Source organism: Mycolicibacterium helvum, assembly GCF_010731895.1.
GTDB lineage: Bacteria > Actinomycetota > Actinomycetes > Mycobacteriales > Mycobacteriaceae > Mycobacterium > Mycobacterium helvum.
Genome location: NZ_AP022596.1, coordinates 6,187,821 through 6,201,902 on the forward strand (window position 1 = coordinate 6,187,821; position 14,082 = coordinate 6,201,902).

The 14,082-nt window shown below is 66.7% G+C and carries 11 protein-coding genes and 1 pseudogene; 6 read left to right on the top strand and 6 right to left on the bottom strand.

Translation table 11 applies throughout. The features are described from left to right. Positions 1–70: 70 nt before the first annotated feature. Both idsA2 and G6N38_RS29170 read left to right on the top strand, forming a co-directional pair. Complete coding sequence (gene idsA2 / locus G6N38_RS29165) at positions 71–1,129, top strand: bifunctional (2E,6E)-farnesyl/geranyl diphosphate synthase (RefSeq protein ID WP_163752558.1); 1,059 nt, start codon at positions 71–73, stop codon at positions 1,127–1,129. Positions 1,130–1,133: 4 nt separating this feature from the next. After that, positions 1,134–2,686 (top strand): annotated as a pseudogene (locus tag G6N38_RS29170) (alpha-(1->6)-mannopyranosyltransferase A). Here the strand turns inward: G6N38_RS29170 and G6N38_RS29175 are convergent. Next, positions 2,604–3,008, bottom strand: a complete 405-nt coding sequence (locus tag G6N38_RS29175; RefSeq protein WP_163751549.1) for an Rv2175c family DNA-binding protein — start codon at positions 3,006–3,008, stop codon at positions 2,604–2,606. The pseudogene G6N38_RS29170 and the gene G6N38_RS29175 sit on opposite strands and share 83 nt — an antisense overlap. Positions 3,009–3,051: 43 nt before the next feature. Between G6N38_RS29175 and G6N38_RS29180 the strand changes: the two genes are divergently transcribed. The 4 genes from G6N38_RS29180 to G6N38_RS29195 all read left to right on the top strand — a co-directional run bounded on the left by G6N38_RS29180 (position 3,052) and on the right by G6N38_RS29195 (position 9,416). Next, complete coding sequence (locus G6N38_RS29180) at positions 3,052–4,275, top strand: protein kinase domain-containing protein (protein WP_163751550.1); 1,224 nt, start codon at positions 3,052–3,054, stop codon at positions 4,273–4,275. A 389-nt stretch (positions 4,276–4,664) separates the two neighbouring features. After that, a complete protein-coding gene (locus G6N38_RS29185; protein ID WP_163751551.1) occupies positions 4,665–6,404 on the top strand; it encodes an ABC transporter permease in 1,740 nt (579 codons plus the stop codon). Between the two features lie 24 nt (positions 6,405–6,428). Then, complete coding sequence (locus tag G6N38_RS29190) at positions 6,429–7,748, top strand: ABC transporter ATP-binding protein (protein ID WP_163751552.1); 1,320 nt, start codon at positions 6,429–6,431, stop codon at positions 7,746–7,748. Between the two features lie 162 nt (positions 7,749–7,910). Then, positions 7,911–9,416 (top strand): multicopper oxidase family protein, encoded by a 1,506-nt coding sequence (locus G6N38_RS29195; protein ID WP_163751553.1) that lies wholly within the window; start codon positions 7,911–7,913, stop codon positions 9,414–9,416. Here the strand turns inward: G6N38_RS29195 and G6N38_RS29200 are convergent. From G6N38_RS29200 to G6N38_RS29220, 5 genes are all read right to left on the bottom strand, one after another. Next, positions 9,401–10,045, bottom strand: coding sequence for a response regulator (locus tag G6N38_RS29200; protein WP_163751554.1), 645 nt, complete (start codon positions 10,043–10,045; stop codon positions 9,401–9,403). The genes G6N38_RS29195 and G6N38_RS29200 overlap by 16 nt on opposite strands. Beyond that, on the bottom strand, positions 10,042–11,223 hold the full coding sequence (locus G6N38_RS29205; RefSeq protein WP_246227513.1) for a sensor histidine kinase: 1,182 nt from the start codon (positions 11,221–11,223) through the stop codon (positions 10,042–10,044). Before G6N38_RS29205 ends, G6N38_RS29200 begins: the two co-directional genes overlap by 4 nt. A 71-nt stretch (positions 11,224–11,294) precedes the next feature. Next, positions 11,295–12,692, bottom strand: a complete 1,398-nt coding sequence (locus tag G6N38_RS29210; RefSeq protein WP_163751555.1) for a class II 3-deoxy-7-phosphoheptulonate synthase — start codon at positions 12,690–12,692, stop codon at positions 11,295–11,297. 32 nt (positions 12,693–12,724) lie between these two features. Beyond that, a complete protein-coding gene (locus G6N38_RS29215) occupies positions 12,725–13,234 on the bottom strand; it encodes a polyadenylate-specific 3'-exoribonuclease AS (protein WP_163751556.1) in 510 nt (169 codons plus the stop codon). Positions 13,235–13,245: 11 nt separating this feature from the next. Beyond that, positions 13,246–14,073 carry a hypothetical protein gene (locus G6N38_RS29220; RefSeq protein WP_246228119.1) on the bottom strand — a complete coding sequence of 276 codons (828 nt, stop codon included), beginning with the start codon at positions 14,071–14,073 and terminating at the stop codon, positions 13,246–13,248. Positions 14,074–14,082 lie beyond the last annotated feature (9 nt).

A 14,082-nucleotide genomic window follows, 5' to 3' on the forward strand; every position in this document is an offset into this window, starting at 1 on the left:
GCACCCACCCGCGTACACAGAAAGGGGCGCCGCGCTGAGCGTCGAAGCAACAGCTCCGTCGGTCGTCCAGCTGGCCGGCGCCGTCACTGATCAACTGCGGGGATACCTCGCAGGGCGCCGCGCCGACGCCGCTTACATCGGCACCGACTACGACGGGCTCATCGCCGCTCTGGAGGACTTCGTCCTGCGCGGTGGCAAACGTGTGCGCCCCGCGTTCGCGTACTGGGGATATCGCGCGGTGACCGCCGAGCCCGACGCGGCAGTGGACGACGGGATCCTGCTGCTGTTCTCGGCGCTGGAGCTGCTGCACGCCTGCGCGCTGGTCCACGACGACGTCATCGACGATTCGGCGACCCGGCGCGGCTGGCCGACGGCCCACGTCCACTTCACCGAACTGCATCGCAGCCGCGGTTGGCGGGGCTCCTCCGAGCAGTTCGGCCGCTCGGCGGCCATCCTGCTGGGCGACCTGTCGCTGGTATGGGCCGACGACATCGTCGCCGGGGTGGATCTGCCCGTCGACGGCCGTCGGCGCCTCCAGCGCGTGTGGTCCGATATCCGCACCGAGGTCCTCGGCGGCCAGTACCTCGACATCGTCGCCGAATCCAGTGGCGCCGAGTCGATCGAGTCGGCGATGAACGTCAATACCTTCAAGACCGCGTCGTACACCATCTCGCGCCCGCTGCAGCTAGGCGCCGCGGCCGCCGCCGACCGGCCCGACGTACAGGCCATTTTCTACGAGTTGGGCACCGACCTGGGTGTCGCGTTTCAGCTGCGCGACGACGTTCTCGGTGTGTTCGGGGATCCCGCGGTGACGGGCAAGCCGTCCGGCGACGACCTGCGCTCCGGGAAACGCACCGTACTGCTGGCCGAAGCCGTCGAACGGGCCACCGCCTCCGACCCGGCGGCCGCCGACCGGCTGCGGGCCGGCGTCGGCACCGAGCTCACCGACGCCGCGGTGCGCGAGCTGTGCGACATCATCGAATCGGTCGGGGCGCTGGCCGCGGTGGAAGCGCGCATCGAACTGCTCACCCACCGCGCACTGGGGCTGCTGGAGAACGCGCCGATCAACGCGCCGGCGAAAACCGGTCTGACCGAGCTCGCCAGATTGGCCGCCAACCGGTCGGCCTAGACCCATGTCCGCAATCACACCCACCCCACCCAAACCCCAGGCCGGCCTCGCGCGCCTGGCGGCGTTCACCGCCGGCGACGAGGGGCGGCCGGCGCTGCTCGGCTTCCTCGGCGCGGCACTGATCACGCTCGGCGGGCTGGGTGCCGGAAGCACCCGCCTGCACGACCCGTTGCTCGAGTCGATCCACTTGTCGTGGCTGCGGTTCGGCCACGGCCTGGTGGTGTCCTCGGTGCTGCTGTGGGGCGGCGTCGTGGTGATGCTGGTGGCCTGGCTGTGGGTGGGGCGGCGCGTTACGCAGCCTGATGCCGACGTCAGCGATTACACGATGATCGCGACGACAGGGTTTTGGCTGGCCCCGCTACTGCTGAGCGTTCCGCTGTTCAGCCGCGACACCTACTCGTATCTGGCGCAGGGCGCGCTGTTGCGCGACGGCCTCGACCCCTACGCGGTCGGGCCGGTGGAGAACCAGAACTCATTGCTGGACAACGTCAGCCCGATCTGGACGACCACCACCGCACCCTACGGGCCGGCGTTCATCCTGGTGGCCCGATTCGTTACCACGCTGGTCGGCGATCACGTGGTGGCCGGGACGATGCTGCTGCGGCTGTGCATGCTGCCCGGATTAGCGATGCTGATCTGGGCGGCACCCGGGTCGCCCGCCATATCGGCGCGAATGGCGCGGTGGCCCTGTGGATTTGTGTGCTCAACCCGCTGGTGATCATCCACCTGATGGGCGGCGTGCACAACGAGATGCTGATGGTCGGGCTGATGATGGCCGGCATCGCGCTGACCTTCGCCCGCCGGCACGCCGCCGGCGCGGCGCTGATCGCCATCGCCGTCGCGGTGAAAGCCACCGCGGTGTTGGCCCTGCCGTTCATGGTATGGGTGTGGATGCGGCACCTGCGGCAGACAAAGAATCTCTCTGCCATAAGGGCTTTCGCCACGGCATCGGCAGCATCGGTGGCGATCTTCATCGCGGTGTTCGCGGTGTTGTCCTGGGTCGCCGGGGTGGGCCTGGGCTGGCTGACAGCGCTGGCCGGTTCGGTGAAGATCATCAACTGGCTGACCATCCCGACCGCGATCGCCAACCTCACCAACGCCGTCGGCAGCCTGTTCATGCCGGTGAACTTCTACGCCGTCCTCGAAGTCACCCGCATCGCCGGGATCATCATCATCGCGGTGTCACTTCCGCTGCTGTGGTGGCGGTTTCGTCACGACGACCGCGAGGCGCTGACGGGCATCGCGTGGGCGATGCTGATGGTGGTGCTCTTCGTGCCCGCCGCACTCCCCTGGTACTACACCTGGCCGCTGGCCGTGATGTCGGCGCTGGCGCAGTCCCGCGCGGCGATCGCACTGATCGCCGGGTTCTCCACGTGGATCATGGTGATCTTCAAGCCGGACGGCTCGCACGGCATGTACTCGTGGATCCACGTGCTGCTGGCCACGGCCTGCGCACTGGCCGCCTGGTATTCGCTCAGTAAGCCATGGCCTGAGCGCGCCGGATCACCTCGCGGGCCTGGTGCGCGTGCAGCGCATCGATCGGGCGGGCGTTGCTGACCGACTCACGTGATCCGTCGCGGGTCACCGTCAGGGATGGATCAGCGGTGAACAACCAGCGCAGGATCTCCGTGTCGCGATAACCGCCGTCGCGCAAGACGGCCAGCAAGCCGGGCAAACTTCGGACCACCTCGCCGTGCTCGTTGAGGAAAGCCTTCGGAATCATCGGGACGCCGCCACGCCGGACCGCCACCAAGTGGCCCTCGCGTAACTGCTGGTGGACCTTGGTCACCGGGATGTGCAACAACTCAGCGACTTCGGGAAGATTGTAGACGGGCTCGTCGGGATCGAGAATGTCCTCGCCGGCCGGAATGCTGCTCACCCCCCTAGTGTAAGACCGAGACCCGACCGGCACGGCATACCATGTGGCGGTGACGTCGGACCCACTCAACGGCGTGTTGCTGGAAGGCCGGTACCGCGTCGACGCCAAGATCGCGACCGGCGGAATGTCGACCGTGTATCGCGGCCTGGACGTCCGCCTGGACCGGCCGGTGGCGCTGAAGGTGATGGATGCGCGCTACGCCGACGACAGCCAGTTCCTGACCCGCTTCCAGCGTGAAGCCCGCGCGGTGGCGAGGCTGAAGGACCCCGGCCTGGTCGCGGTCTACGACCAGGGCGGCGGTGGGTCGAGTCGGGAGGCTCCTTTTCTCGTCATGGAGCTGGTCGAGGGCGGCACGCTGCGCGAACTACTGCGCGAACGCGGCCCGATGCCGCCACACGCCGCTGCGGCGGTGCTGCGCCCGGTGCTCGGGGGTCTGGCCACCGCGCATCACGCCGGGCTGGTGCACCGCGACGTCAAACCCGAGAACGTTCTGATCTCCGACGAGGGTGAGGTCAAGCTCGTCGACTTCGGCCTGGTGCGCGCAGTGGCCGAAGCCGGCATCACCTCGACCAGCGTCATCCTGGGCACCGCGGCCTACCTATCCCCCGAACAGGTCAGCAGCGGCTTGGCCGACGCCCGCAGCGATGTGTATGCCGTCGGGGTCTTGGCCTACGAATTAATCACCGGCACAGCGCCGTTCACCGGTGACAATCCGCTGACCGTGGCCTATCAGCGAATGGATAACGACGTGCCGCCGCCCAGCACGGCGATCAGCGGGGTGCCCCGGCAATTCGACGAGTTCATCGCGCGGGCCACCGCGCGCAATCCCGACGAGCGGTTCGCCGACGCCGAGGAGATGGCCGAGGATCTCGACGCGATCGCAGACGAGCTGGCGCTTCCGAAATTCCGTGTGCCAGCGCCGAAAAACTCCGCTCAGCACACGGCCGCCACGGCGTTTCACAGCCGGCCAACCGACGACTATCGGGCCGCACCAGCACCACCGCTGGCGCCGCCGCAAGCAGGCAAGAATCCCACCCGGCAGCTCATCCGCGACCCACAGGACTGGCAGGCCACTGCGACCGAGGACGAAAGCCCGGAATCACCAAGCCAATTCGCCGGTATCGAGATCGGCGAGTTCATCTGGGAGCGTCAGCGCGCCCGGCGGTCACTGGTGTTCTGGATGCTGGTCGTGCTGCTGCTCACCGGCGGGGTGGCCGCGGCCGGCTGGACGCTCGGGACCAACCTACAGGCGCTGATCGGACAATAGCGGCAATGTAGCCGCGACCCAGCCGACGCGAGCGGTGGCCGATCCGCTTCACGACATCTGTTCTGCCAAAGCCAGATTCAGCTGATCACCAGGAAACTCCAAGTTGACCCGGGCATCGGCAATGGGGTCTACTGTGCTCCGCACACGCAGTTTCGCGTGTGTCCGCAACGTCGACAGCCGGAGGTGACCACCATGGACGAGGGAAGTAGTTCCCGCATCCGTGCCCGGCTCGGAAACGTGCGGACGCCGCGTCAGCGCGGCTGAATTCCCACTTTCCGAGGACACGCACACCGACGGCGAGGTCGGTGCTGCGAGGGCATGGACACACCCCACGAGACCCTGGGCCGCCACGTGCCCGCCACCAATGTCCGAAGGTCGGGTGATCACGCATGGCCACCACCACGTTTCCGAGCCGGGGCGCCCTGGCGCGTCCGGCGACCAGCCGGGCCGCCGATATCGCGGTGTTCGCCGGCGCTGCCGCACTGCTCTGGCTGATCGTCCGCGTGGGTTCGACCGCCGATGTGCCCTGGACGGTGGAACACGCCCCGACATCGGTGTCGACCGATCCGGCCGATCTGCCGTACTACGCCGCGAGATCGCTGCTGCGCATGTTCATCGCGCTCGCACTGTCGGTGGTGTTCACCTTCGTGTACGCAACAGCTGCCGCACGATCCCGGCGGGCCGAGAAGGTGCTCATCCCGGTGCTCGACATCCTGCAGTCGGTGCCCATCCTCGGCTTCCTGTCGATCACGGTGACCGGCTTCATCGCCCTGTTCCCGGGTTCTGAACTGGGTCTGGAGTGCGCGTCGATCTTCGCGATCTTCACCTCCCAGGCGTGGAACATGACGTTCGCCTTCTACTACTCGCTGAAATCCCAGGCCCGTGACTTCGACGAGGCATCCCGACTCCTGCGGCTGTCGCGCTGGCAACGGTTCTGGCGAGTCGATCTGCCCGGCGGAATGATTCCGCTGGTCTGGAACGGCATGATGAGCTTCGGCGGCGGCTGGTTCTTCCTCACCGCCTCGGAGGCGTTGAGTGTCAACGGGCACCAGTTCGCTCTGCCTGGCATCGGCGCCTACGTGGCGGCAGCCAGCGACGAGGGCGACCTCAAGAAGGTGATGCTCGCCGTCGCCTTGATGGTGGTGCTCGTCATCTCGGTCAATGTGTTGTTCTGGCGCCCTCTGACCGCCTGGGCCGAGCGGTTCCGCGTCGAGGAGTCTGAAGCCGCCGAAGCACCGCGCAGTATCACCCTGGATGTGTTGCGCCGCTCACGGATACCGGAGCTCGCCGGCCGGCCGCTGGGTCGCTTGATCCAGCCGCTCGACCGGGTGATGTCACTGTTCGGCATTGCCGACCGGCCGCTTCGGAGCGCGCCGATCCGTCGCCGGGTGGGCGACGCGGTGTTCGCACTGGCCGTCGGCGCCGTCGTTGCGTACGGGGCGTACCGGGTGGTCACCTACATCGGCGACGGCGTGGGCTTCGGCGAGGTGGGCCATGCGCTGCTGTTGGGCCTGGCGACCTTCGCGCGGGTGATCGTGGTGGTGGTCGTTTCGACGCTGTTGTGGGTGCCGGTCGGAGTGTGGATCGGGATGAATCCACGGGTCTCCCGGCTCGCCCAGCCCGTCGTTCAAGTGCTGGCGTCCTTCCCGGCCAACTTCTTGTTCCCGCTGGTGACCGCGGGCCTTATCGCCACCGGTATCGGCCTGAACATCGGCGGAATCCTGCTGATGGCGCTCGGCTCGCAGTGGTACATCCTGTTCAACGTCATCGCCGGGGCCAGCGCGATCCCCAACGACCTGCGGGAGGCGTCAGCCAACTTGATGCTGCCCACGGCGCTGAAGTGGCGCAAGCTCGTCCTGCCGGCGATCTTCCCCAGCTACATCACCGGCGGTATCACGGCGGCCGGCGGCGCGTGGAACGCGTCGATCGTGGCCGAGGTCGTCAGCTACCACGGCTCCACGTTGACCGCCACCGGCTTGGGTTCCTACATCACCGAGGCGACCGCCGCCGGGGACTGGGGCCGCATCCTGATCGGCGTCATCGTGATGAGTTTCTTTGTCGTATTGACGAATCGGGTGTTCTGGCGGCGGCTGTACGCACTGTCCGAACGTCGCTACTCGCTGGCCTGACAACTGCTCGATGGAGGTGTCCTCATGACCGGTCGTGACCAGGTGATCATTTCGCTGGACCACGTCACCAAGAGTTTCACCGGCGCCGCCGGTGACACGCTGCTCGTGCTCGACGACATCAGTCTCGACCTGATCGAGGGCGAAATCGTGGCGTTGCTGGGGCGTTCGGGCTCCGGCAAGTCCACGCTGCTGCGCACCGTCGCAGGCCTGATCGCTCCCAGCTCCGGGGCCGTACGCTACCGCGGCACCGAACTCAACGGCGCCAACCCCGGCACGGCCATGGTGTTCCAGACTTTCGCGTTGATGCCCTGGCTGACCGTCCAGGACAACGTGGAGCTCGGCCTGGCCGCCAGGGGGGTCGGACCGCAGGAGCGACGACAACGCGCGCTGAAAGCGATCGACGTGATCGGCCTGGACGGCTTCGAATCGGCCTATCCCAAGGAACTTTCGGGCGGCATGCGCCAGCGCGTCGGTTTCGCCAGGGCGCTGGTCCTCGAGCCTGACCTGCTGCTGATGGACGAGCCGTTCTCGGCGTTGGACGTACTGACCGCCGAGAACCTGCGCAACGAACTGATGACGCTCTGGGGTGCCAAGGAGTTCCCGACCAAGGCGATCTGCCTGGTGACCCACAACATCGAAGAAGCGGTGTTGCTGGCCGACCGGGTGATCGTGCTGGGGGCCAACCCTGGGCACATCCGCGCCGAAGTGACCGTCGAGCTGGATCGACCGAGGGACCGGCGTTCGCGGGCGTTCGAGAGCATCGTGGACAAGCTCTACGGCTTGCTCACCGGCATCGATACCGACACCGACACAACCGAACCCGCTGCGGCCACCCCCACCAGCAGACCGTTGCCCAATGCCACCGTCGGCGGGCTGGCCGGGTTGGTGGAGATCGTCTACGCCCAGGGTGGCCGCGCCGATCTGCCTGACATCGCTGCCGAACTCAACTTCGACATCGACGATCTGCTCCCACTGGTCGATGCCGCCGCGATGCTGGGATTCCTGCACGTCAGCGAAGGTGATCTCGAATTGTCACCAACTGGACAAGAATTCACCACGGCTGACATTCAGACCAGCAAGCAAATCTTTGCCGCGCAAGCCCGCCAGCGAGCGCCGCTGGTGCGCACCATCTGCCGCGCGTTGGCCACGTCGTCCGACGGAAGCCTGCGCGCAGGATTCTTCCTCGATCTGCTGCGGCGTGGGTTCGGGCCGGATGACGCTCGCCAGCAACTGGATACGGCCATCGGCTGGGGCCGCTACGGCGAATTGTTCGACTACGACACCGACAGCGACCAGATCACCGCCGATCCTGCGGCCGGGATCTTCGCTACCCGAGCCTCGTAGCGCGAATCGGGCCAGTTCCCATACCGGAACGGAGCGTCCGAATCAAGGGCCCGATGGAGGATCTTTGTTCGGGATTGACCGGCCACCGGGCCGATCCGCCGCACCGTCACGGCACCGAAGACTGTGGATGTCAGAATCCAGCCACGACCCTTCGGAGCAACAGTGCCATCGGTATCCCGTCGAGGATTCCTGCTCGGGTTGGCGGCGAGCCCGATAGCGCTTTCGCTGGCGTGTTCGGGCCGCCCTCCCGCAACACCGACGAACAACGGCGGTAAACGCCCGCTGCCGATCCCCCCACTGGCCGAATCAACGCTCGATGACAAGCAGACCCGGATCTTCTCGCTGCGGGCCGCCGCCGGAACATCGGAGATTCGTGCCGGGCAGCACACCCCAACGTGGGGCTACAACGGATCGATCCTCGGTCCGACCCTTCGGGCCAAGGACGGTGAGACCGTCGCCGTGCACTTCGACAACGATCTGCCGGAGCCGACGTCCGTGCATTGGCACGGAATGCACGTGCCCGCGCGGTGCGACGGCGGCCCCCACCAGGTCGTCGAATCCGGGGGGCAGTGGCAACCGACATGGACGGTCCGCCAGCCGGCGGCGACATTGTGGTATCACCCCCATCCCCACGGCGCGACCGAGAAGCACATCTATCGCGGGCTGGCGGGCTTTTTCATCGTGGATGACGCGTCCTCGGGCCAGCTCCCGCATGACTACGGCCACGACGACATCCCGCTGGTCATCCAGGACCGCCGGTTCACCGCGTCCGGCACCCTGGACGAGTCAGATTCGACACACGTCGGGCTGCTGGGCGACACGATCATCACCAACGGGGTGGCCGACGCGTACCTTCAGGTCCAGTCGCAACGGGTGCGGCTTCGCATCCTCAACGGCTCCGGAGGTCGGCTCTACAACCTGGGTTTCAGCGACGACCGGCCCTTCTTCATCGTGGGCAGCGACGGGGGCCTGCTGTCGGCGCCGGTCGAGGCCAAGCGCGTCCGGCTGAGCCCCGGCGAACGGATGGAGATCGTGGTCGAACTGCGTTCGGGCGCACCCGTTTCCCTTCGATCGTTCGCCTTCGACGACAACGCCGGGGTGTCCCCGTCCGAGGCGAAGCGATGCGGGCTCGACGACACCTTTGAGATTCTGGAGCTCCGCCCCGACGCGACACTGCGATCCGGCGGCGAGGTTCCAGCCGTGCTCGCGGCCATCCCCACCCCCGACATATCGCGGGCGACGGCGACGCGGACGTTCGACCTGCGCTGGTTCATGATCGACGGGGAGCGGATGGACATGGATGTCATCGACTTCGATACAACCGTCGACACGACCGAAATCTGGACGGTTCGCAACATCGACAATTGGCCGCACAACTTCCACGTCCACGACACTCAATTCCGCATCATCGACGTTGACGGATCGCCGCCGGTACCAGCGCTTGCCGGCTACAAGGACACCGTGTACGTCGCACCGGGACAGCGGATTCGGCTGGCGGTACGCTTCACCGACTACACCGACGCGACCTTCCCCTACATGTACCACTGCCATCTGGCGATGCACGAAGACCGCGGGATGATGGGCCAGTTTCTGGTGCTCGCACCGGGCCAGACACCCGCCCCGATGCTGGGGCAGATGCCCGCGGGCAGCGGTCACTCCATGCACTGACACCCGTAGATCGCGAGCTGAACGCGGTTTGCGCAACCTGTCTTATCCAACAGGTTGGCCACATGGGTTTTCACCGTGGTCAGCCCCAGATGAAGTTCCTCGGCAATCTGCCGATTGGACAAACCCGTGCTGAGCAACGCCAGCACGTCGCGCTCGCGCGCCGTCAACGACACCGGCTCCGGTGATCGCTCGACGCCGCTTTCCGTCACCGCCTTGGCGACCAACCGCCGCAGCAGATGTGGTGACACCGTGACGTCACCGTCAGCGGTTCGCCGGATAGCATCGGCGAGCTGGGCCGGGGACGTGTCCTTGACCAGAAAACCTGCCGCACCGGCGGCCAGCGCCGGGTAGAGATGCTCATCGTCGTCGAACGTGGTGAGCACCAGTATCTTGGACTCCGGCCTGGTGGAGGTCAGCAGTCGGGTGGCTGCGACGCCGTCCAATCCGGGCATCCGCAGGTCCATCAGGATGACGTCTGGCGCGAGTTCTGCGGCCAGTCGGACCGCTTGCTCACCGTCCGCGGCTTCGCCCACCACGTCGAGGTCCTCGGTCGCCTCGCACAGCATGCGCAGGCCGGCCCGTACCAGCTTCTGGTCGTCGACGAGCAGCACACGAATCCCGGCCGTCATCGCGCGTCCCCCGCCCCGGCGACCCGTTGCGGAATCCACGCTTCGAGCACCCACAGCCGGCCAACGCGACGGGCATCGAATCGCCCGCCGACGAGGTGCAGCCGCTCGGTCATTCCGATGATCCCGTGACCAGTGCCGCTCGGCGGGCTCGGAGATGCGCAGGTGTTGCTGACCCGAATCGCGACGCCGTCGTCCTGGTGGTCGATGGTCAGCTCGACGGGGTCTGACAGCGTGGCGTACTTCATCACATTCGTCAGCGCCTCCTGCGTCACCCGCAGCAGGGTGAGCCGGGACATGACGTCCAATCCGCCCACACTTCGATCAATTCGCGTGCTCATGCGCAAACCCGCGGCCGCAGCCCGTGCGGTGGCCGCGTCGATCTCGGTCCAGAGTGTGTCGGATTCGATCATCGTCACCTGGCTCAACTCCGGGTCACGTAACGCATCGTGTAGTCGGCGAATGTCTGTCAGCGCAGCCGAGGCGGTGCCATGAACATCGTCGAGCACCGCGGTCACGCCTGGGGAAATATCGTGAATAGCATGCTGCGCCACAGCGATTCGCAGAACTATCGACGCCATGTGATGTGCGACGACATCGTGTAGCTCACGCGCCATCGCGGTGCGTTCCTGCGACCGCACCACCGCTTCTGATGCCGCTCTTTGCAGCTCCGCGTCTTCGGCGCGCTGTCGGTACATTGTGGCGAGTCGCCGCTGAGCTCGCAGATAGAGTCCGGCCAGAACCGGCACTGCGACAACCGCAGCGGCAGTTACCAACGTGGCAGCGTTCCGCAACGACGTATGGTCATCCAACGAGTACCCGACGATAACTGCCGTAGACCACGCTGCGGTCGTGGCGACAACCGGCAGAGCGCGTGCGCTGCGAGCGGCAACGTCGGCTAGCGCGACCGCGCCCAGGTACGGGACCAAGCCGGACAGCCCCCACGCTTCGGCGGCGAACAGCGGAACCGCCAGCGCCGATATGGCGAATGACGCAAGGGCGGGCCAGCGCCAACCTGCGCCGAAGCAGAATGCCGCGCAGATCGACAGCAGAGCGTACGAGCACGAGACCTGGAATCGGCCGGGAAATATGCTGAGGCCGAGAAACACCGGCACGATCAACAGCGGTGCGACGCGAAACACCAAGGCCCCCCACGGAAGACGGCGTTCACCGATGGTCACGCCTTCTCCGTACTGGGTTGGCCGCCAACCCGTTGCCAGCCGCGATCGCGCCGACTGCTCGCGCGAAATCCTCAGTCGCGCAGCATCTCCGCGACCAGGAACGCCAGCTCAAGACTCTGCTGGGTGTTCAGCCGCGGATCGCAGGCCGTCTCGTAGCGGCCGGCCAGATCGGTGTCGGAGATGTCCTGCGCGCCGCCGAGGCATTCGGTGACGTTCTCTCCGGTGATCTCGACGTGGATGCCGCCGGGATGGGTGCCCAGTGCGCGGTGCACCTCGAAGAAGCCCTGCACCTCGTCGACGATCCGGTCGAAGTGGCGGGTCTTGTAGCCCGTCGAGGACTCGTGGGTGTTGCCGTGCATCGGGTCGCACTGCCAGATGACCTGGTGACCCGAGGCCTGCACCTTCTCGATGATCGGCGGCAGCACGTCGCGCACTTTGTGGTTGCCCATCCGGCTGACCAGCGTCAGCCGGCCGGCCTTGTTGTGCGGATCGAGCCGTTCGACGTACTCCACGGCCAGCTCCGGCGACGTGGTCGGGCCGATCTTCACCCCGATCGGGTTGGCGATCGTCTCGGCGAAGGCGATGTGTGCGCCGTCGAGCTGGCGGGTGCGCTCCCCGATCCAGACATAGTGTGCCGACAAGTCGTAGAGCCGAGACTCGGGCGCCTCGAGCGGGAACTCCTGGCTCAAGCGAAGCATCGCCCGCTCGTAGTCGAGCACCAGCGCCTCGTGGCTGGCGTAGATCTCGGCCGTGTCCAGGTTGCGGTCGTTCACCCCGCAGGCACTCATGAACTTCAGGCCGCGGTCGATCTCGCCGGCCAGCGTCTCGTAGCGGGCCCCCGCCGGTGAGGTACGAACGAACTCGCGGTTCCAGTCGTGCACCAGGTGCAGTGAGGCCAATCCCGACGAGGTCAGCGCGCGCACCAGGTTCATTGCCGCGCTGGCGTTGGCGTAAGCCCGCACCAGCCGGGACGGATCATGTTCGCGCACAGCGGCATCCGGGGCAAAGCCGTTGACCATGTCACCGCGGTAGGACTTGAGTCCGAGCGCGTCGGTGTCCGACGAGCGCGGCTTGGCGTACTGCCCGGCGATGCGGGCGACCTTGACCACCGGAAGGCTGGCACCGTAGGTCAGCACGACCGCCATCTGCAGCAGCGTGCGGATGTTGGCCCGGATGTGCGGCTCGGTGTTGTCGGCGAACGTCTCGGCACAGTCGCCGCCCTGCAGCAGAAATGCCTCACCGCGGGCCACCGCGGCCAGCTGGGCGGACAGCTTCTCGATCTCGGAGGGCACGGTGACCGGTGGCACACTCTCCAGAACCGTCCGCATCGCCTGTGCCTGGCCGGCATCCCAGCTGGGCTGCTGGGCGGCCGGCTTGCTCAGCGCGGCGTCGAGGCGTCCGCGCAGATCAGCGGGCAGCGGCGGCAGCGACGGCAGCTGTTCGATGGGTACATCAACGGTCCAATTCACCCGTCCATGGTAACCGGGGCGTGCACCCCCTTTTACCGCTCCGTACTGGCCGCACCGCGGTCGACGCCGGTGGTCATCAGCACATAGCGGCGCAGGTTGTGGCGGGCGTCGACGAGCGCATCGTGGGTGTCGTGCGGCCGAGGTGGCATCCGCGGGCAGCCCCGCTCTTCCCAGAACTGGCGCAACTCGCGGGTGAACCGCGGGATCTGGGGCGGCAGGCTGGTCATCGGTCCCCACAACTGGCACAGGGCGACGTGATCGTAGGCGGCCACCCAGGCCCACAGCTCGATCGGCTCGTCACCGTCGATGCCGAAGAACTCCTCCAGGCTCTCCCGGATCTGACGTCGGGATTGCCACAGCTGCGACGACGGGCTCGGCAGTTTCGGCAGCACGTTGGTGCGCACCCACTTGCCGGCCGACTCGGGGTCGAATTCGGTGGAGATCGCGTAGAACTCGCGCCCGTCCTCGGCCACCACCCCGATCGAGATCAGGTCGATGATCCGGCCATTGTCGATGAACTCGGTGTCGTAGAAGTACCGCACTGGCGCACACCCTATCCCGTCGAGACCTGCGGCTCAGCGCCAGCGGTTGGCGGTGGTGGCGCCGCATGGATCTCGCGGTCGAGTTCGGCGTCCACCTCGGTATCGGCCGGGAAGCTCGGCTCACCGGCGATGATGTGCTGCAACCACAGCTTGGCCTGCACCACGGGCCGGCGCACATAGCGTTCACGCTCCAGGGCGCGGTGCATCTTGCGGGGTTTGTCCTGGTAGTGCCAGCGCGCCCACGGGGCGTGCGGCCGGGACAACCGGATGGCGCCGACAAACAGCAGTGGCGTGATGAACATGCCGACCAGACCGGTCCAGACCTTGCCCTTGAGCAACACGACCACTGCTAGCGCCAGGGTCAGTGCGGCGAAGACGACGACGACGGCGCGGGCCCCGACCGAGTCGTCCGCGCGCCAGATCCCGATGTCGAAGAACGACAACGGGTTGAATCCCATGATCAACAGGCCCGCGACGGCGATCGCGGCGAACACCGCGTCCACCGACGCCCGGCCGTCCTCGGCCCAGTACACGTCCTCCAGATGCAGGATCAGCGCGAACTCGTCCAGTACCAGGGCCGCGCCGATCCCGAAAATGATTGCCGCTGCAGTGAATTCACCGATCCCGCCGTCGACAGCCAGGGTCACCATGGTGACTCCGGAGATCATCACCAAGACGATGCCGATCACGACGTGGTGGATGTGCAGCCCTCCGCGGCCGGAGATGTTGCGCGGTTGCCACCACTTGCGGGGAGCGTCGTTGCCGGCGTTGTGGCGGATGTAGCGCACGATCGTCCTGGTCACGAAGAACGTGAGGATGAACGCGATCAGGCACCACATCAGCGGCAC